This is a genomic window from Idiomarina rhizosphaerae, assembly GCF_024159085.1.
In the GTDB taxonomy this organism is placed as follows: domain Bacteria; phylum Pseudomonadota; class Gammaproteobacteria; order Enterobacterales; family Alteromonadaceae; genus Idiomarina; species Idiomarina rhizosphaerae.
In genome coordinates, this window is the sequence record NZ_JAMZDE010000003.1 from 166,067 (window position 1) to 182,622 (window position 16,556).

The following is a 16,556-nucleotide window of genomic DNA, read 5'->3' on the forward strand; positions in this document are numbered from 1 at the left end:
TTATTATGTTGCCATTATCCTAGACTGGCGTCGATCTCACAAGTTATGGGAGAATAAAACTCTATTGCCGTAAGGGAGAGTTTACATGGCCAGCTGGGAACAGCTTTTTCGTCACTTAGTTCAACAAGCTAAAAGTCTACCAGAATACCCGGCGGAATGTCGTGATGACGATCATCTGGTGGGCGGCTGCGAGGCTAAAGTGTGGCTATGGCTGGATACCTCTGATGTGGAGGCAGTAGTGATTCGTTTTGATTCGGAGTCACGCATAGTGCGCGGCTTATTGGCGCTGCTGCAACAACGGCTGGACGGCTGTTCTGTTGCTGAGATTTCGACTTTTGATATTGACGCCTTTTACCGCGCCGAAGGCCTCGACAACGCGCTCAGCCCCTCGCGCAGCAACGGCCTGTATCAGGTAGCCAAAACCTTGAAGCTAAGGGTTGTAGCCTGACATTCATGTCAGGTGGGATATAACCACTTAAAATACTGCCCAAATAATTAGATGACGACGTTGTGTTCAACATCGTTCCTGACGTAAACGTCAGGCTACATCTGGGGCTGTCAGGCTACGGGCTCAATCGCTTCAATAACGTAGCAGTGGCTTGCATGGCGAAGCTGCAGGTGACCACCATGGCGGCGCCAAAGCCGGAACTGCAGTCCATGCGCATGGTGCCGGAGCCTGGTTTCTGCAGTGTGACGTTGCCTTCGTGCTCACCTGAAATTATTGGATAGCGCAGTTGCTCTTCGGAATAGACACAGTCGACGCCCCATTTACGTTTGGGGTTCTTGGAAAAGCCGTAGTCGCGGCGCAGTTGTGAGCGCACCTTGGCCAACAGAGGGTCTTGCTTGGCTTTGGCTAAATCAGCTACCCGGATCATGCTAGGGTCTATCTGCCCACCCGCTCCACCGCACACCACTATGCGTAATTTGCGACGTTTGCACCAGGCCACAAGTGCTGACTTAGTATTAACGCTGTCTATGGCATCGAGCACGGCATCGGCGCCGGTTAAGTATTCTTCAAAGTTTTCCGGCAGCAAATAGTCGTCAATTACCCGCACTTCGCAGTTAGGATTAATGCTTTTCACCCGCTGCGCCAATACTTCGCTTTTAAGCTGGCCTATGGTGTTATCCGTTGCCGGTAGCTGGCGGTTAATGTTAGTGACACAGACATCGTCCAGATCGATAAGCGTTAGCTTACCAATACCTGTACGCGCCAGAGCTTCCACTGCCCAGGAACCTACGCCGCCAAGCCCGGCGACCACAATATGTAACTGCTGAAAATGCGTTAACGTCGCTTGCCCGTAAACACGGCTTACGCCGCCAAAACGTTGATCAGGTACTTCTTCACTCATGGCTGGGTTGTTCACTCACATCGTAAATAATAATGCCCACCTGGTGCACTTCACCACGAGGGTTCTTCAGCGGAATTAGGGTGACGTTTTGATACATCCATTCACTCTGCCCACTTATTGGGCGGCTATGGCGAAAACGAAAGACGTAAGGACGCTGTTGCCAGGTAATAAACACCCGCGAACTTAACTGCCGCACCCGGTCAATTTTACGCTGAAACCAGGCCTCTTCGATACCCGGGCAGCAGCGAAATAAATTTTTGTCGCGTACTTCACTAGGGCGCAGGCCGCTGTGGTTCTGCATAAACTCGTTCCACATCTGAATGTTGTTGTCGTTATCGATAACCACAATGCCGACATCAATAGCACCCAGAATGCTCAGCTTGCTGTGCAGTTCGTCCATATCGTCTATCATTCGTCGTCTCCCTGGAGCCAATGGGCCAGCTGCTGGTCAAGAATTTTCACCGCGTCGGCAGGGAATAACAGCAGTAAATCGAAGGCCAGTTTGTGCTCCGGTAACTGATAACCAATTTCTATTGCCAGAATTTTCTGCCAGCGATGTTCGCCGTGTTTAATCAATTCCCGCATAGACTGATGTTCGCCTAACAGCACCGGCTGCGAAGCCGCAAACTCCACATGCAGTTGCTGGCCTAAACCGTTTAAACACGCTGAGGACAAAATGGACGCAACGTCCATTAACGACTCAATGCGTTGTTGCTTAACTGAGCCGCTCTCGCCAAGCTTAGCCCCCAGCAGTTTGCCAATATCGTCAATAGAGGCGTCGTTAAACAGTGTTAGTGCTTCACCCAGAATACCGCTGCCGGAGAACCCCTGACTTACCGCAGCTACCTGCTTGTTTGTGTCGATAGACTCTATTGCCATGTGCAGTTCGGAAGGGGCGATAAAATTCACATTAGGTACAGGCAGTTCAATAAAAGTATCCAACACCCGGGCTAAGTGATCACCGGCTTGCCCCATGGCAACGTTTGATACTTCCCGGTAGACATCCAGCGGATTCGCCGGAGCCTGTGGTGTTTCATCGGCCAGTTTAAGCTGACCCGCGGCCGGTTGGTACAGGCCAAACTGCTGCAACAGGGTTTGTATGTCCTCTGGCTTCATCGGCTTTTTAACGAAAGCCATAGCACCCAGAGCCTGCACTCGCTTTTGCGCCTCGGGCTGAATGTCACCGGACACGACAATAACCAGGGTTTCTAATTGCTCTTCTTTTATGGCCTGCAGGGTTTCATAGCCGTCTTTTACCGGCATATTTAAATCCAGAAACAGTACTTCGGCGCGACCTTCGCGCACGCAGGTGAGTGCCTGCTCTCCGTGCTCCGCCTGGTGAACCTCTGCATCCCAGTCATCTGGCAGCGTGCGTAATAGCTGCTTACGCGCCATTTTGGAGTCATCGCACAGAGTGACTTTTAACGTCATAGATTCAGGCTCCCGCCATTGTTGAATGCTTTTATTCTAGCGCAGGCCACAACCTGATGCCATGGATGTGAATATGCCCGCCGATGTAGCCTGACATTTATGTCAGGTGAGGTATCCCCGATGAAAATACCGCCCAAATAATTAAGCGATGCCTTGTGTTCGACATCCTTCCTGACGTAAACGTCAGGCTACGAACGGATAAATTGCAGCGGTGTTGTAGCCTGACATTTATGTCAGGTGAGATATCACCGATGAAAATACCGTCTAAATAATTAAGCGATGCCTTGTGTTCGACATCCTTCCTGACGTAAACGTCAGGCTACGAACGGATAAGTTGCAGCGGTGTTGTAGCCTGACATTGATGTCAGGTGAGATATCCGCGATGAAAATACCGTCTAAATAATTAAGCGATGCCTTGTGTTCAACATCGCTCCTGACGTAAACGTCAGGCTACATCAATGTCAGGCTGCATCAACCAATACGCCGTTTTCCTACAACACAATGGAATTGACCGTTTCTGGGTTATGACTATTAATTAGCTGCATGACTAGTGTACGCAGATACTACGAAGGTGGATGGTATTTTTTTACCGTTTGCACCTACAAAAGACAAAAGGTACTAACACGCCCCGATGTTCTGGCGGCGTTACGTAGTGCCGTGAAAGAGACCATAAAAACTCACCCGTTTGAAATAGAGGCGTGGGTTGTCATGCCTGATCACCTGCATTGCGTATTGAGAATAATGGACACGAATGTTCCGGTTCGATGGTCTAAAATTAAGGCCTTAACCTCTAAAGCTTTGCCAGAATTTTCACACAAAAATTACAACGCGCACTATAAGAATAAGAGCAGACAAAAACGTCAACTAAACAGCCTGTGGCAAAAAGGATATTGGGAGCACACAATTCGTAACGAAAAAGAACTTTATATGTACTTACTTTACTGCTGCTACAACCCGGTAAAACACCGTTACGTTTCAAACGCTACCGAATGGCCCTATTCAACTTTGAACCAATATCTACGCAACAGGCGCTACCCACCCGATTGGGCTTACATTAACGAATCTTGGGTAGACAGTAACCTCGCCGCGTACGACCCATGACGCAACCTGCGTTGGTGATGCCGTGTGTTCGACATCGATCCTGACGTAAACGTCAGGCTACGGGAGATAAACTGCGATATTACGGGCGTAGCCTGACATTTATGTCAGGTGAGATATCACCGATGAAAATACCGCCCAAATAATTAGGCGGTGCCTTGTGTTCGACATCCTTCCTGACGTAAACGTCAGGCTACACGGCGAAGGGATATTTAATGGGTTCGTGGCACTGGTAACCGCTGACGGTGAAATCGTCTTTGCTGACCCAGGTTTCAATGTCTTCCAGAGATTTAATGTCTGGGTTTATGTGCAGCTGCGGCGATGGGAAAGGCTCACGTTTCAACTGAACGTCGCGCATTAACTCTAACTGGTTTTCATAAATGTGAGCGTTCACTATCTTATGATATGCCTTGCCCGGCTTGTGACCGGTAATTTGTGCCACCAAAGCTAAAAGAACAAAGCACTGAATTTGATTAAAATTGAGTCCCAGCGGTACGTCGCAGCTGCGTTGGTACGATGTCAGATACAACGTGTCACCTAACAGTGAAAAGTTGTGGGTATGCATGCACGGACGCAAACAACCCAGTTCAAATTCGCCCGGGTTATAGAAGGTCACTATCTCTCCGCGGTCATCAATGCCTTTCGACAGGTTATTAATAACCTTTTTCAACTGATCTAAGTGGCTTCCGTCCGGTTTTTGCCATGAGCGCCCCTGCACGCCATAAACGCGTCCCATGTCGTCTTCGCCTTTGCGATTCGGGTTATTCAACCATGCCTGGTTTTCGTTGGCATTGGCGTCCCAGGTTTTGCAGCCAATATCACGGAATTGAGCGGCGCTGTCGTAGCCTCGCAAGTACCCTAGAAGCTCAGCAATAGCCGACTTGTAATAGCTTTTCCGAGTAGTAATTAGCGGGAATTGGTTGTTGGCAACGTCGTACTCTAAGTCAGCGTTTATGACCGTTAGGCAGTTAATGCCTGTACGTTCATTTTTAACCCAGACCCCTTCGTCGACAATGCGTTGGCACAGTTGTAAATATTGTTTCATTTTTTATGCAGAATCATCTTGTGCGTAATGTTTTATATCGTACCTGATGCTGTAGCCTGATGCTATTGCATCAGGTGAGATCTTATCCGTGGAAGGCCATCTGCAGTAGCCTGACATCTATGTCAGGAACGGTATCTCACATAACCTCTTCGTAGCCTGACATTTATGTCAGGGCTAATATCCCACCTGACATAAATGTCAGGCTACGTCCCGCATCCATCAGCCCGTAGGCGATTGTTTCTTTGCACGAACCATCAGGAAAACACCCAGAATGATCATTGGCAGGGTCAGCCATTGGCCCATGGACATGCCGAGTGATAATAAACCTAAGTGAGCATCGGGTTCGCGGAAGAACTCGACAATAAAGCGTGCAACGCCGTAGCCTAACAGAAACAGTCCGCTAACCGCACCAACGCCACGGGGTTTGCGCTGGAACCACAGAATAACGGCGAACAACAGCAAGCCCTCTAACAAGGCTTCGTATAACTGCGACGGATGGCGTGGCACCGGCCCGCCACTGGGGAAATACATAGCCCAGGGCACTTCTGCCGCACGCCCCCAAAGCTCGCCGTTAATAAAGTTACCAATGCGTCCGAAAAACAACCCCATTGGCACTAACGGAGCAACAAAGTCACCTACCTGCAAAAATGAGCGCTGTTTTTTGCGGGCATACAGATACATAGCGGCAATAACACCCAGCAAACCGCCGTGGAACGACATACCGCCTTCGTGTATATAGAACAGGTACAACGGGTTATCGATAAAGTAGTCGAAGTGATAGAACAGGGTATAACCGATGCGACCACCGAGAATAACGCCGATAAAACCCCAGAACATCAAGTCGCTGAACTCTTCCTTGCTCCAGTTGGGGTCTGTTTTGGTCTGGCGCATGCCCCAAAAATAAGCGAAGGCAAAAGCCGCTATATAGGCCAGGCCATACCAGCGAATGTCCAAAGGTCCCCAAATATGAAAAAGAACAGGATCAATGGCCGGAAATTGCCAATAGTCATTAGACGGCACTGCTTGTACTCCCTGCTTTATGGTTAATTAAAAATAAGTTGTATGGCGACCAGAATTAAAAACGCCGCAAAAACGCGCTGTAACTGTTTGACTGGTAATTTGTGCGCAAGTTTAGCACCCAGAGGGGCGAATAGCACCGATGCAACGGAAATCCCTAACCAGGCAGGCACATTAATTAAACCTAAAGCACCAGTTTCCCGACCCGACAACCAGCCATTTAAAATAAACATCACCACCGAGCTACAACCAATAACAAAGCTGCCGAGCGAGGAAATAGCGATAGCCTGGCGCACCGGCAAGCGCATGCGACTTAAAAATGGCACGGTCAGCGCGCCACCGCCAATACCAACCAGGCCCGATATAGTTCCGATAATATAACTGCCCAGCGCCACTAACCGTTTAGAAACTGACGTTAATGGTTCGCCAGTTTTCTGCGGAAGTACCATGCGGGCAGCCAGGGCTATTAACACAATTGAGAAAATGATTTTTAACCAGTCTGGATCAACAACAGTGACCAGAAAAGCGCCTGTCATTGCGCCAACCGATAACCCCGGCAATACCCGAATTAGCCAAAACTTTTCCATCAAACCATGTTTAGCATGCGCACGTGATGCACTGGCTGTGGTCATGCAAATGGTTGCCAGACTGGTGGCGATAGCGCTGGGGACAACCAATTCCGGCGATACGCCAATAATAGGCAATAAATAAATGAGCAGCGGCACAATAACCAGACCACCGCCAATACCCAGTAAGCCGGCTAATAAACCCGCCACTGCTCCGCCGCCAATACACCAAATCCAGGTGGTGAGTAACATGCTTATTTCCCTGCTCTGACAAAACCACCGAGTCCGATGCTTTCCATCTTCTCGGCAATCATTTTGCGAATTTGATCGGGGTTACGTGCCTGCAAGGCTTTCGCCAGCATTACGTTAAGCGTACTGGAGCGCACATTACGCAGTATCCAGCGTACCCGGTCGACGTTGTAACTGTTCATGCTGAGCTGTCGATACCCCATGGCAACCAATAATAGAGCACCGCCCGGGTCACCGGCTAACTCGCCACAGACACTAACGGGCTTACCAATTTCTTCGCAGCGCCGGGCTATTTCATCCAGGCTGGCTAATACTGCCGGGTGGTATGCATCATAAAGGCTGGCGACGCGACGGTTGTTGCGGTCAACGGCCAGCAAGTACTGTGTGAGGTCATTACTGCCGACTGAGAAAAAGTCGACCTTGCTGGCCATAGCGGGTAACTGATAAATGGCCGCAGGCACTTCTATCATCACGCCCAACTGCGGCTGAAACAGGTTAACGCCCACTTCACAGCCCTGCTCTTCGGCTACCTCAAAATATGCTTGCTTAATCAGTCGCGACGCTTCATCCACTTCGCTGGTGCTGGTTATCATGGGTAGCAAAATACGTAAATTGCTTTTACCAATACTGGCTCGCAACATAGCGCGAATTTGAATCAGAAAAATTTCCGGATGGTCCAGCGTTAACCGAATGCCTCGCCAGCCCAGAAAGGGGTTGTCTTCTTTTAAAGGAAAGTAAGGTAGGGGCTTGTCGCCGCCAACATCCAGCGTACGCATAACCACTGGCTGATCAGGAAACTGCTCCAGCACTTCCTGATACATTTCGGTTTGTTCGTCTTCTGTGGGCAATTGGTCGCGCATCATGAAAGGTATTTCTGAGCGATACAGACCCACGCCATCGATGTTCAGCGTTTTTAGGTAGTCGTGAGTAACATCCAGCCCGAGGTTCAGGTGCAGACTGATGCGCTGACCATCCTGCGTTTCTGCCGGCAAATGGCTGTGCTCAGTAACAATGTCACGCAGTTCTTGTTCTTCTTCGGCTAACTGATGGAACTGAGCTAATACTTGCGCTGGCGGGTCCACATAAATTTCGCCGGTGTAACCATCCACCGCCAGCAACCGGTCGGAGAAGAAATGCAGCTCGATGTCGTCGACACCCAGCACCGCCGGAATGTTCATGCTGCGCGCCATAATGGCCGCATGCGAGTTGCTGGAGCCGTTTAACGAAATAATACCGGCAATGCGTTCCCGCGGCAGTTCGGCCAACATGGAAGCCGTGACTTCGTCCGCTATAAGAATGAAGCTGTCCGGCAAAGGCTTGCGTTTACGCTGACGGTTTTGCAAGTGCAACAGAACCCGCTGGCCTATGTCGCGGACATCGGTGGCTCGTTCTTGCAGGTATGAGTCTTCCAGTGCTTCAAACTGAGCAACGAACTGTTCAACCACATATTTTAATGCCGTTTGCGCGCGCCAGCCTTCCTTAATCATATTTTCAACGGCGTCGCCCATACTCGCCGCGTCCAGCATCCCCTGGTACACATCGAAAATTGCCAGCGTATCGTCCGGCACCTGCCCCGCCATACGCCTGGACAGTTCTTTTAAGTCGGCCCGGGTACGTGCAACCGCCTGTCGGAACTTGCGAATTTCATGGATGGGTTTGTCGGAACGTCGTGGAGTGACTTCATCCAGGCGCGCTTCTGGTCGCGACACATAAGCCTCACCCACCGCCACACCGGGAGAACCGGGCAGACCTCTTAAACTGTGTATCCAGGGTGAGTGCTCACTGACCAGCAAGCCTTTGGCATCGGCATGTGCAATAACCGCCGCCAACTGCGCCGCCAGGGTAACAATAAAGGCTTCTTCTTCGCGGCTAAAGTGCCGCGCAACACTTTGATGCACCACCACAATACCCAACACTTTACGCCGATGGATAATAGGAGCGGCTAATAAGCCCTTATAAATATTCTCGTTGGTGTCGCTGAGCTTTTTGTTGGCGGGATGCATACTGGCATCGGCAATGTTTAAAGGCTCTTCTCGTTGTGCCGCTAAACTGATAATGCCTTCGCCGAAGTCGACCCGAACGGGTTTTCCGTCTTCGGCGCGCAGGCCATCGCTGGCCGCCATAACAAACTGACGCTGATCGTTGTCGGCTAAAAACACACTGCAACTGTCGGTTTCTAAGGCTTCGCGCACCTGACCCACCATGGTACTTAAAGCCATGTTGAAATCAGGCGCTTTATTGACGCCCTGGACTATCCTTTGCAATGTAACCAACATCATATTTAACGTTTGCGCCTGTGCTGACGCCCTCCCGAAGCTCGAAATGGCATCGCCTGCGTGGCAAACTCTTTCATCACCCGACGGTAAACATCGCGCTTGAAGGATACGACCTGCCGCACCGGGTACCAATAACTGACCCAGCGCCAGCCATCAAATTCAGGGTGGCCTGAATGTAAAACATCTACGTCTTCTTCACGACATTTTAGCCGTAACAAAAACCACTTTTGCTTTTGTCCAACACACATGGGCCGCTGTTCACGTCGAATTAAGCGCTTTGGCAAGCGATAACGCAACCACTGACGGCTGGTGTACAGAATTTCAACCTGCTCTGGCTTTAACCCGACCTCTTCGTAGAGTTCGCGGTACATTGCCTGCTCAGGGGTCTCGCCTTCGTGAATTCCTCCTTGCGGAAATTGCCAGCTTTGCTGGTTAATTCGACGAGCCCAAAATACCTGCCCATGCCCGTTACAGATGACGATTCCTACGTTTGCCCGGAACCCTTCTGCATCTATCACGCGAGCATCCTCAATTATTCTCTGTTACAGTGGATTCTTCCATAAAGCCCGGTTGCGGGCAAATGCTGATTCACTATTTACGAAGATTTAAGTCATGACCGACAAGCCACAACGCCCTCAGTCCATTGATGAATTGTTTCAACGCGCGGCGGCTTTAGCCGGCCGTACATTTGCTGACCTGGCCGCTGAAACCGGATTACAGGTACCCAAAGATTTGCGCCGCGATAAAGGCTGGGTAGGGCAACTACTGGAGCTGCAACTGGGTGCCACTGCGGGCTCTAAGCCGACGCAGGACTTCCCCGAGCTAGGTGTTGAGCTGAAAACTCTTCCGGTAACGCCTGAAGGTGAACCGCTGGAAACCACTTTTGTTTGTACCGCTCCTTTAGTGAATATTCAGGGAGTCCAATGGGCGACTTGTAACGTACGAAATAAATTACAACAGGTGTTGTGGCTGCCTATTGATGGCCGCCGTGAAGTGCCTTTGGCGGAACGAGTGGTTGGCAGTGCGTTTTTGTGGATCCCCAGCGAGCAGGAGGAAGCCTTGCTGCGCAGCGACTGGGAAGAACACATGGATCGCATTGCTTTGGGCCAGGTTGAGAGTATTACCGCGCGCCAGGGTGAAGCTATGCAAATTCGGCCTAAAGCCGCAGATGGCTCGGCGCTGACCGAGGCCATTGGTCCGGACGGTACTATAATTGAAGTGCGCCCACGGGGCTTTTATCTTAAGAAGGACTTCACCCGGCAGATATTGCAGCGAATGTTTATGTAATACGTGGTGTTGCCTGCTCAACCCATAATGTAGCCTGACATTTATGTCAGGTAAGGTATCGCTCCTGACGTAAACGTCAGGCTACGGAGCACAGAATCAGTATTACGGGCAATGTCGGCGGGTTATCCAGTACGTAGGAGAAACTATGCAATTTAATGTCAGTCCTCAAGCTAAGCGCAACGCGTTAACCTTTTGTGGGTTGGCGGTATTGTTGTTTGCACTACTGGTTTTCCTTCACCTGGTGCGGGACGACATTCCGGTTGGTGTTACTGTGGTGCTTGGCGCAACGTCCGGCATATTTTTGCTGTTAGGCGTTGGTAAAGTGATAGAGCCTCCGGTGTCGCTGGTGATCACCGAAGAAGGCATTCGTTATTTGCACCGCCGTGGACAATGGCAGATTCGCTGGGAGAATATTATCCGCTACGACGTTCCCCGCGTGAATCGGGTGCTGGAGCTTGAAGATGCCCCCTTTTTGGGGTTCCGACTGTATCAGGTTGAAGAAGTGCTGGATGACATTTCGCCGCGTTTAGCCTCTGCCCTGCTGTTTGAACAACGCCAGTTGCTGACCATGGCGTTGAGGCATCAGGCACCCGAGCGCGAGGATTATACACCTTATTTTGATATTCCGGACAGTTACATTAGCCCCAATGGTACTGTTTATAAGGGGCTAATTGGTGTGTTTGGTAAGCGCATGGAACAAATGCGGGAATTACTTGGCTACGACCTTTACGTAAGTTCCAATGCGCTGGACCGCGACATTTACGATTTTAAAGCCCATTTGCAGAAGTTGCAGACATCGCGTACGTAGCCTGACGTTTACGTCAGGAACGATACCTCACCTGACATAAATGTCAGGCTACGGAAAATTAATGTCCTGAAAGGCTTCCAGCATGGGTTTCTGGAAGAAGTAGCCTTGCATTAGGGTAATGCCACTGTCGCGCAGGTATTTGTATTCGTCTTCGGTTTCAATGCCCTCGGCTACAAGCTGAATCCCCAGCTCTTCGCCAATTTGCTGAATGGACCGAACCAGAGTTTGCTTCACCTTATTCTGGTTAATATCACGAATAAGCTTCATATCAATTTTCAGAATATCCGGCTGAAAGTCAGCCAGTAAATTCAACCCGGCGTATCCGGCACCAAAGTCATCGATGGCGGTTCTGAAACCCTCTTTACGATAAGCTTCAAACACTTCCACCAGAAACTCCTGACTCACAACCTGTTCCTGCTCAGTCACCTCAAAAATAATTTTATTCCGGTCGAATCCGGTTTTGCGGGCTGTCGATAGAGTGGTTGCCAGACAAGTTTCCGGTTCATATATGGCGTTAGGCATAAAGTTAATGCTCAAACTGCCCGGTAATTGAATACGAGAAGCGGTTTCTATTGCCTTAACCCGACAAGTTTGATCAAAAGTGTACTTGTTGTCTTCAGTCACTTGCCCCAATATTCGCCCAGCGCCCTCGCCGTTTTCTCCACGAACCAGAGCTTCGTGTGCGAATACGCTTTTCTTTGAAATGTCGACAATGGGCTGAAAGGCCATTTTAATGCCAAACCCCAAAGGTTTTCGACAATCACAAGATGGGCAAACAGACATAGGCTATCCTTAAGTTGAGTCTAATTACTAAGTATCTTATTAAACCTAGCAGTTTTCAAAACAAACGTAAAAATGAACAGTGTTGATCAATAAAAATTGCGTTTTACCAAAAATACTGTATTAAGCATTCAAGATTTACAACAAGGTAGCACAATGACAACAATTGGCTGGCAAGAGTGGGGAGCACTTCCTGAACTCAATATTAATCTCATTCATATGAAAGTCGATACTGGCGCGAAAACTTCATGTCTGCACGCGTTCAAACTTGAACCTTTTGAACGCGACGGGCAGGAATGGCTGCGTATTTTTATGCACCCGGAACAAGAATCTTTGCGCGAACAAGTTTGCGAAGCGCCAATATTTGATAAACGTGAGGTGACCGATTCCGGCGGTCATACCGAAATCCGTTATGTGATCCGAACCCGGTTACAACTGGGTAAGTTTGACCAGCCGGTCGAACTGACATTAACTAACAGAGACACCATGAAGTTCCGTATGTTATTGGGTCGACAAGCCATGCGCGGAAACTTTATCGTAGATCCACAAGCCTCTCACTTATTAGGAGAAGAGCAATGAGAATTGCGATTTTATCGCGTAACGCCTCACTTTATTCAACTCGCCGCTTAGTGGAAGCCGCTGAAGAACGTGGGCACGAAGTTGACGTACTGAATCCGCTAAGATGTTACATGAACATTAATGCCCGCGAGTCGTCCATTCATAAGCACGGCAAGGAACTGCCACACTACGACTGCGTTATTCCGCGTATTGGTGCGTCGATCACCTTTTACGGTACGGCTGTTTTACGCCAGTTCGAAATGATAGGCAGCTACCCGCTCAATGAGTCAGTCGCTATTTCACGTAGCCGCGACAAGTTGCGCTCGCTGCAATTGCTTTCGCGAAAAGGTATAGGCCTGCCTACCACCGGTTTTGCCAGTCAGCCGCAGGACATTCCTGACCTGATTGACATGGTTGGCGGCGCACCGTTGGTTATTAAATTGCTGGAAGGTACTCAGGGCATTGGTGTGGTATTAGCCGAAACCCGTCAGGCCGCTGAAAGTGTTATTGAAGCCTTTATGGGTCTGCACTCCAACTTTATGGTTCAGGAATACATTAAAGAAGCCGGTGGTGCGGACATTCGCTGTTTGGTTATTGGTGATAAAGTCATTGCGGCGATGAAGCGCCAGGCTAAGGCCGGAGAATTCCGTTCCAACCTTCATCGTGGTGGCAGCGCATCGTTAGTTAAGCTGACTCCGGCCGAGCGAGCCACGGCGGTTAAAGCCGCTAAAACCATGGGGCTTAATGTAGCGGGTGTGGATATCTTACGCTCTAACCATGGCCCATTAGTTATGGAGGTTAACTCCTCGCCGGGGCTGGAGGGTATTGAGCAGGCAACTGAAAAAGACGTGGCGTCACAAATAATCGCCTTCCTTGAGAAAAACGCCAAAGCGCATAAAACCCGTACCAAAGGGCAAGGATAAAATGAACGGTTTTGAACTGGCCGGGCAATGGGTAGAACCGGGGTCGCATCAGCATATTACTCTGCCCGCTTTGCGTTTGTATAACGACGCACCGCTGGACTTACGTATAGATGTGTTTCATGGCACCAAGCCCGGCCCGGTATTGCTGGTTTGTGCGGCTATTCATGGTGATGAGCTCAACGGCATTGAAGTTTGCCGTCGCTTAATTAATATCACCGATGCCCGCACGCTCAGCGGCACCCTAGTGGTTGTGCCTATTGTTAACTTATTTGGTTTTATTCAGCAGTCTCGCTATTTGCCCGACCGGCGTGATTTAAACCGTTGCTTTCCCGGCTCGGAACGCGGTGCTCTGGGAAGTCGTATGGCTTATTTGTTCAGTGAAGAGCTGGTCAAAAAATCGACCCATATTGTGGACTTGCACACGGGTGCTATTCATCGCAGTAACCTGCCGCAAATTCGGGTCGATGTTGAAAACGAAAAAGCACTGGCCATGGCGAAAGTTTTCAGTACGCCGGTTATTCTGCATTCTAAAGAGCGCGACGGTTCCTTACGGGCCTTAGCCAATGAATTAGGCATTCCCTTAATTTTGTATGAGGCGGGTGAAGGACTGCGCTTTGACGAGGCTTCGATAAGTGCCGGTGTTATTGGCGTACAGAATGTCATGAAGCATTTAAAAATGATGAAAGGCCGCCGTCGTGGTCGCCGTATTACACCGGTTATTGCCCGCCGTTCTACCTGGGTTCGCGCAGAACGCGACGGCCTTATTATTCCCAAAGTTGAGCTGGGACAAACTATTCAGAAGCAACAAGTATTAGCCTTAAGTGTTAACCCACATGGTGGCGAAGGCGATGCGGTTGAATCTCCGGTACGCGGCATTATTATAGGCTGCAGTAATATTCCGGTGGCCAACGAAGGCGAAGCCTTATTCAATGTTGCACAGTTTGATAAGGACGTCATGTCGGACGCTACCGAAAGCGTTGATTCTTTTACCGAGGTTTACGAGAACAAACCTTATGAGCAGTAATTCAGCACCGATTGATTTTAACCGCGGTCTGCGCCACTGTGATAATCAGCACAACCTTTACCGAGAGGTACTGAACTGTTATTTGGAGCAGTTCAGTCCTTTGCTGAATAAAGATGACTTGTTAGAAGATGTTGAAGCAGCCCGCTTACAGTTACATACGTTAAAAAGTTTAAGTGCTACTATTGGCGCCACTGAGCTGAGCCTTTTGGCTGCACAACTTTTCAAAAACTGGCAACAGAAGACTTATGAACAACGCCTTGCAGCACTTACACAAGTTAACACTAAATTAGCCGCAGTGAACAAAAAAATAGCAAGCTACTGTAATGAAGTTGTCCCGGACGATTAAAATTAATACAAAAAAGGGTAAACATTCGTTAAAATAGCCCGATAAAAATTATAACAACAGTTAGAGTACAGGCGCCCTATGTCCAGTCCGGTCAGTTTCCGGGTTTCTGAAAGAGATGTGTACATCAGCATTGATGCCGGCACCCCTCCCTCAGAGGTCAAAGCAGATAAACTACAGCAAGCGTGGCAAGCTTCTAAGTTTTCGGCTGCAAAATTACTTGATCCACAAATGCTGCTACAAACCGCAACAAAGTACGCCCAGCATTACAGTAAAGACTCTAACAGCAGCATTCCCTTTCAAGTCGCTATTGCCGAGATTTTTGATGCGGATTTAAGTTTGCAAGTAAGCGAAGATAATATGAAAGTCACTGCCAGCGGTATTGTCGGTTATGGCGGTAGCCCTCTGACGCAGGAAGTCATCATTGCCAAGCTAAGGGAAAAGAAAATTACCTCAGGTATTCAGCGCAAGGCTATTGACGCCTTGGTTGAACATACTAAAGAAGCTCCACCGGGCGCAGAACTGTCGGTTACAGTAGCAAAGGGCAAATACCCTATCAATGGCAGCAATGCCAAATTTAAACCCCTGACAGACGATGCCCGAAAACGCGTATTACGCCCTCAGTTGCGTGAAGACGGTACCGCAGACATGCGCGATTTAGGCGCTGAAGTCACGGTTGATCCTGGCCATCCGCTATTGCAGAAAATACCTCCCAGCAAAGGTCGTGTTGGTTTCACCGTTTTTGGACAGGAACTGGAAGCCCGCGACGGTGAGGACCGCGACTTTAAACCCGGAGAAGGGACACGCGTCAGCGATACTGATGCCAATTTAATTGTTTCTGACCGGACCGGCATGCCCAGTTTTAACGAAAACAGCGTGCAGGTTGATGACGTTATGCAGTTAAACAACGTCGATGTATCAACTGGTCACGTTAAGTTTAAGGGCAGCGTGATAGTCACCGGCAATGTCAGTGAAGGAATGAAGGTCACTTGTACAGGCGACATTACGGTTGGAGGCTATGTCGATTCTGCCGAGCTGCACGCCGATGGCAATATCACTGTGCGTAAAGGCTGTATTGGCCACCTAATTCACTCAGGCGAGAATACCGAGCACGACGAGGATGCCGATGAATGGATACCGGACGTGTCCACCAAACTAGTTGCAGGTGGTTCCATCTGGTGTGCTTATGCCCAGTATTCCTACTTTGAAGCTCAAACCGGTGTGAATACGGACAAACAGTTAACCCATTGCCATGTCATAACGAAAGGGCCACTGGCCATTGGTGGTGAAGGCCGTAATGCCCGCGGCAAGCTAATTGGTGGCACTATTGAAACCTGTGATCATGTCTATTGTGGCCAATTGGGCGCTCCGGCGGGTACTAAAACCCGTATTTACTGGTCGCTACCGCCCGCTGACCCTCAGTCGCTTGAGCACTTAAACAGTATGCGTGCTCTGCTGGCAAAAACTCTGGCCCGGGTAAAAGTGGTACAACAAGGGTTAAACCGTTGCGACAAGCTGGAAGATGGTGTGAAAAAGCTGGAATACCAGAAAAAACTAAAAATTGAGTTACGCAAACTTAAGGCTCGCATTGTTAATACCCGAACCAGCATAGATTCAATACTGGAAGCTTTCGAAAACCACCCGGTTTTGCGCACTATGGTCAGCAAAGAAGTCTTCCCTGGTATTTTGTTTATTTTTAAAGAGAAAAGTCTGCGCATAAAAGAACATCGAAATGGTACAATGTTCTTACTTCAGGACAAACAACTACGAGTAGATAGCTTGCTCTAAGCCGTTAAGTATCA

The 16,556-nt window shown here is 49.3% G+C and carries 18 protein-coding genes; 9 read left to right on the forward strand and 9 right to left on the reverse strand.

What is annotated here, in order from left to right:
• Positions 1-85: 85 nt before the first annotated feature.
• Complete coding sequence (locus tag NJR55_RS03135) at positions 86-448, forward strand: SufE family protein (RefSeq protein WP_253617765.1); 363 nt, start codon at positions 86-88, stop codon at positions 446-448.
• A 115-nt stretch (positions 449-563) separates the two neighbouring features.
• Here the strand turns inward: NJR55_RS03135 and tcdA are convergent, their stop codons facing one another.
• The 3 genes from tcdA to NJR55_RS03150 are packed head-to-tail and all read right to left on the reverse strand — an operon-like array spanning position 564 to position 2,780.
• Positions 564-1,349, reverse strand: a complete 786-nt coding sequence (gene tcdA / locus NJR55_RS03140; protein WP_253617767.1) for a tRNA cyclic N6-threonylcarbamoyladenosine(37) synthase TcdA — start codon at positions 1,347-1,349, stop codon at positions 564-566.
• Positions 1,342-1,761, reverse strand: a complete 420-nt coding sequence (locus tag NJR55_RS03145; RefSeq protein WP_253617769.1) for a PAS domain-containing protein — start codon at positions 1,759-1,761, stop codon at positions 1,342-1,344. The genes tcdA and NJR55_RS03145 overlap by 8 nt, the downstream gene beginning before the upstream one ends.
• Positions 1,758-2,780: a response regulator gene (locus NJR55_RS03150; RefSeq protein ID WP_253617771.1), complete on the reverse strand. Its 1,023-nt coding sequence runs from the start codon at positions 2,778-2,780 to the stop codon at positions 1,758-1,760. The genes NJR55_RS03145 and NJR55_RS03150 overlap by 4 nt, the downstream gene beginning before the upstream one ends.
• 543 nt (positions 2,781-3,323) lie before the next feature.
• Here NJR55_RS03150 and NJR55_RS03155 point away from each other — a divergent pair.
• A complete protein-coding gene (locus tag NJR55_RS03155; RefSeq protein WP_253617773.1) occupies positions 3,324-3,881 on the forward strand; it encodes an REP-associated tyrosine transposase in 558 nt (185 codons plus the stop codon).
• Positions 3,882-4,071: 190 nt separating this feature from the next.
• On the opposite strand, the gene NJR55_RS03160 is transcribed toward NJR55_RS03155, so the two are convergent.
• From NJR55_RS03160 to rppH, 5 genes are all read right to left on the reverse strand, one after another.
• The gene (locus NJR55_RS03160) at positions 4,072-4,923 is read right to left on the reverse strand and encodes a thymidylate synthase (RefSeq protein WP_253617775.1); all 852 of its coding nucleotides are present in this window, start codon (positions 4,921-4,923) and stop codon (positions 4,072-4,074) included.
• Between the two features lie 219 nt (positions 4,924-5,142).
• Complete coding sequence (lgt, locus tag NJR55_RS03165) at positions 5,143-5,943, reverse strand: prolipoprotein diacylglyceryl transferase (RefSeq protein WP_253617777.1); 801 nt, start codon at positions 5,941-5,943, stop codon at positions 5,143-5,145.
• A gap of 23 nt (positions 5,944-5,966) precedes the next feature.
• Positions 5,967-6,758 carry a sulfite exporter TauE/SafE family protein gene (locus NJR55_RS03170; protein WP_253617779.1) on the reverse strand — a complete coding sequence of 264 codons (792 nt, stop codon included), beginning with the start codon at positions 6,756-6,758 and terminating at the stop codon, positions 5,967-5,969.
• Between the two features lie 2 nt (positions 6,759-6,760).
• Positions 6,761-9,031, reverse strand: a complete 2,271-nt coding sequence (ptsP, locus tag NJR55_RS03175; protein ID WP_253618055.1) for a phosphoenolpyruvate--protein phosphotransferase — start codon at positions 9,029-9,031, stop codon at positions 6,761-6,763.
• Positions 9,032-9,036: 5 nt separating this feature from the next.
• Entirely contained in the window at positions 9,037-9,549 is a 513-nt protein-coding gene (rppH, locus tag NJR55_RS03180; RefSeq protein WP_011233763.1) for an RNA pyrophosphohydrolase, read from the reverse strand.
• Positions 9,550-9,643: 94 nt separating this feature from the next.
• Between rppH and mutH the strand changes: the two genes are divergently transcribed.
• Both mutH and NJR55_RS03190 read left to right on the forward strand, forming a co-directional pair.
• Positions 9,644-10,318: a DNA mismatch repair endonuclease MutH gene (gene mutH, locus NJR55_RS03185; RefSeq protein WP_253617781.1), complete on the forward strand. Its 675-nt coding sequence runs from the start codon at positions 9,644-9,646 to the stop codon at positions 10,316-10,318.
• Positions 10,319-10,463: 145 nt separating this feature from the next.
• Complete coding sequence (locus NJR55_RS03190; RefSeq protein ID WP_253617783.1) at positions 10,464-11,126, forward strand: DUF2982 domain-containing protein; 663 nt, start codon at positions 10,464-10,466, stop codon at positions 11,124-11,126.
• 48 nt (positions 11,127-11,174) lie between these two features.
• On the opposite strand, the gene NJR55_RS03195 is transcribed toward NJR55_RS03190, so the two are convergent.
• The gene (locus NJR55_RS03195; RefSeq protein ID WP_253617785.1) at positions 11,175-11,909 is read right to left on the reverse strand and encodes an EAL domain-containing protein; all 735 of its coding nucleotides are present in this window, start codon (positions 11,907-11,909) and stop codon (positions 11,175-11,177) included.
• Between the two features lie 153 nt (positions 11,910-12,062).
• Here NJR55_RS03195 and NJR55_RS03200 point away from each other — a divergent pair, with 153 nt between their 5' ends.
• The 5 genes from NJR55_RS03200 (at position 12,063) to NJR55_RS03220 (ending at position 16,542) form a co-directional block, all read left to right on the forward strand.
• Positions 12,063-12,485: an ATP-dependent zinc protease family protein gene (locus NJR55_RS03200; protein ID WP_253617787.1), complete on the forward strand. Its 423-nt coding sequence runs from the start codon at positions 12,063-12,065 to the stop codon at positions 12,483-12,485.
• Complete coding sequence (gene rimK, locus NJR55_RS03205; protein ID WP_253617789.1) at positions 12,482-13,387, forward strand: 30S ribosomal protein S6--L-glutamate ligase; 906 nt, start codon at positions 12,482-12,484, stop codon at positions 13,385-13,387. Before NJR55_RS03200 ends, rimK begins: the two co-directional genes overlap by 4 nt.
• Before the next feature lies 1 nt (position 13,388).
• Complete coding sequence (locus tag NJR55_RS03210) at positions 13,389-14,411, forward strand: succinylglutamate desuccinylase/aspartoacylase family protein (RefSeq protein WP_253617792.1); 1,023 nt, start codon at positions 13,389-13,391, stop codon at positions 14,409-14,411.
• Positions 14,401-14,757: an Hpt domain-containing protein gene (locus tag NJR55_RS03215; RefSeq protein ID WP_253617794.1), complete on the forward strand. Its 357-nt coding sequence runs from the start codon at positions 14,401-14,403 to the stop codon at positions 14,755-14,757. Before NJR55_RS03210 ends, NJR55_RS03215 begins: the two co-directional genes overlap by 11 nt.
• Before the next feature lie 78 nt (positions 14,758-14,835).
• A complete protein-coding gene (locus tag NJR55_RS03220) occupies positions 14,836-16,542 on the forward strand; it encodes a DUF342 domain-containing protein (protein WP_253617796.1) in 1,707 nt (568 codons plus the stop codon).
• The last annotated feature ends 14 nt before the right edge of the window (positions 16,543-16,556 follow it).

Excerpts from the sequence above, each read along its gene's own strand:
- NJR55_RS03220 (WP_253617796.1), top strand. The coding sequence starts at position 14,836 with ATGTCCAGTCCGGTCAGTTTCCGGGTTTCTGAAAGAGATGTGTACATC.
- rimK (WP_253617789.1), top strand. The coding sequence starts at position 12,482 with ATGAGAATTGCGATTTTATCGCGTAACGCCTCACTTTATTCAACTCGC.
- NJR55_RS03160 (WP_253617775.1), bottom strand. The coding sequence starts at position 4,923 with ATGAAACAATATTTACAACTGTGCCAACGCATTGTCGACGAAGGGGTC.
- NJR55_RS03215 (WP_253617794.1), top strand. The coding sequence starts at position 14,401 with ATGAGCAGTAATTCAGCACCGATTGATTTTAACCGCGGTCTGCGCCAC.
- mutH (WP_253617781.1), top strand. The coding sequence starts at position 9,644 with ATGACCGACAAGCCACAACGCCCTCAGTCCATTGATGAATTGTTTCAA.
- NJR55_RS03170 (WP_253617779.1), bottom strand. The coding sequence starts at position 6,758 with ATGTTACTCACCACCTGGATTTGGTGTATTGGCGGCGGAGCAGTGGCG.
- NJR55_RS03200 (WP_253617787.1), top strand. The coding sequence starts at position 12,063 with ATGACAACAATTGGCTGGCAAGAGTGGGGAGCACTTCCTGAACTCAAT.
- ptsP (WP_253618055.1), bottom strand. The coding sequence starts at position 9,031 with ATGTTGGTTACATTGCAAAGGATAGTCCAGGGCGTCAATAAAGCGCCT.
- tcdA (WP_253617767.1), bottom strand. The coding sequence starts at position 1,349 with ATGAGTGAAGAAGTACCTGATCAACGTTTTGGCGGCGTAAGCCGTGTT.
- NJR55_RS03210 (WP_253617792.1), top strand. The coding sequence starts at position 13,389 with ATGAACGGTTTTGAACTGGCCGGGCAATGGGTAGAACCGGGGTCGCAT.
- NJR55_RS03155 (WP_253617773.1), top strand. The coding sequence starts at position 3,324 with ATGACTAGTGTACGCAGATACTACGAAGGTGGATGGTATTTTTTTACC.
- NJR55_RS03190 (WP_253617783.1), top strand. The coding sequence starts at position 10,464 with ATGCAATTTAATGTCAGTCCTCAAGCTAAGCGCAACGCGTTAACCTTT.
- NJR55_RS03135 (WP_253617765.1), top strand. The coding sequence starts at position 86 with ATGGCCAGCTGGGAACAGCTTTTTCGTCACTTAGTTCAACAAGCTAAA.
- NJR55_RS03150 (WP_253617771.1), bottom strand. The coding sequence starts at position 2,780 with ATGACGTTAAAAGTCACTCTGTGCGATGACTCCAAAATGGCGCGTAAG.
- NJR55_RS03195 (WP_253617785.1), bottom strand. The coding sequence starts at position 11,909 with ATGTCTGTTTGCCCATCTTGTGATTGTCGAAAACCTTTGGGGTTTGGC.
- NJR55_RS03145 (WP_253617769.1), bottom strand. The coding sequence starts at position 1,761 with ATGATAGACGATATGGACGAACTGCACAGCAAGCTGAGCATTCTGGGT.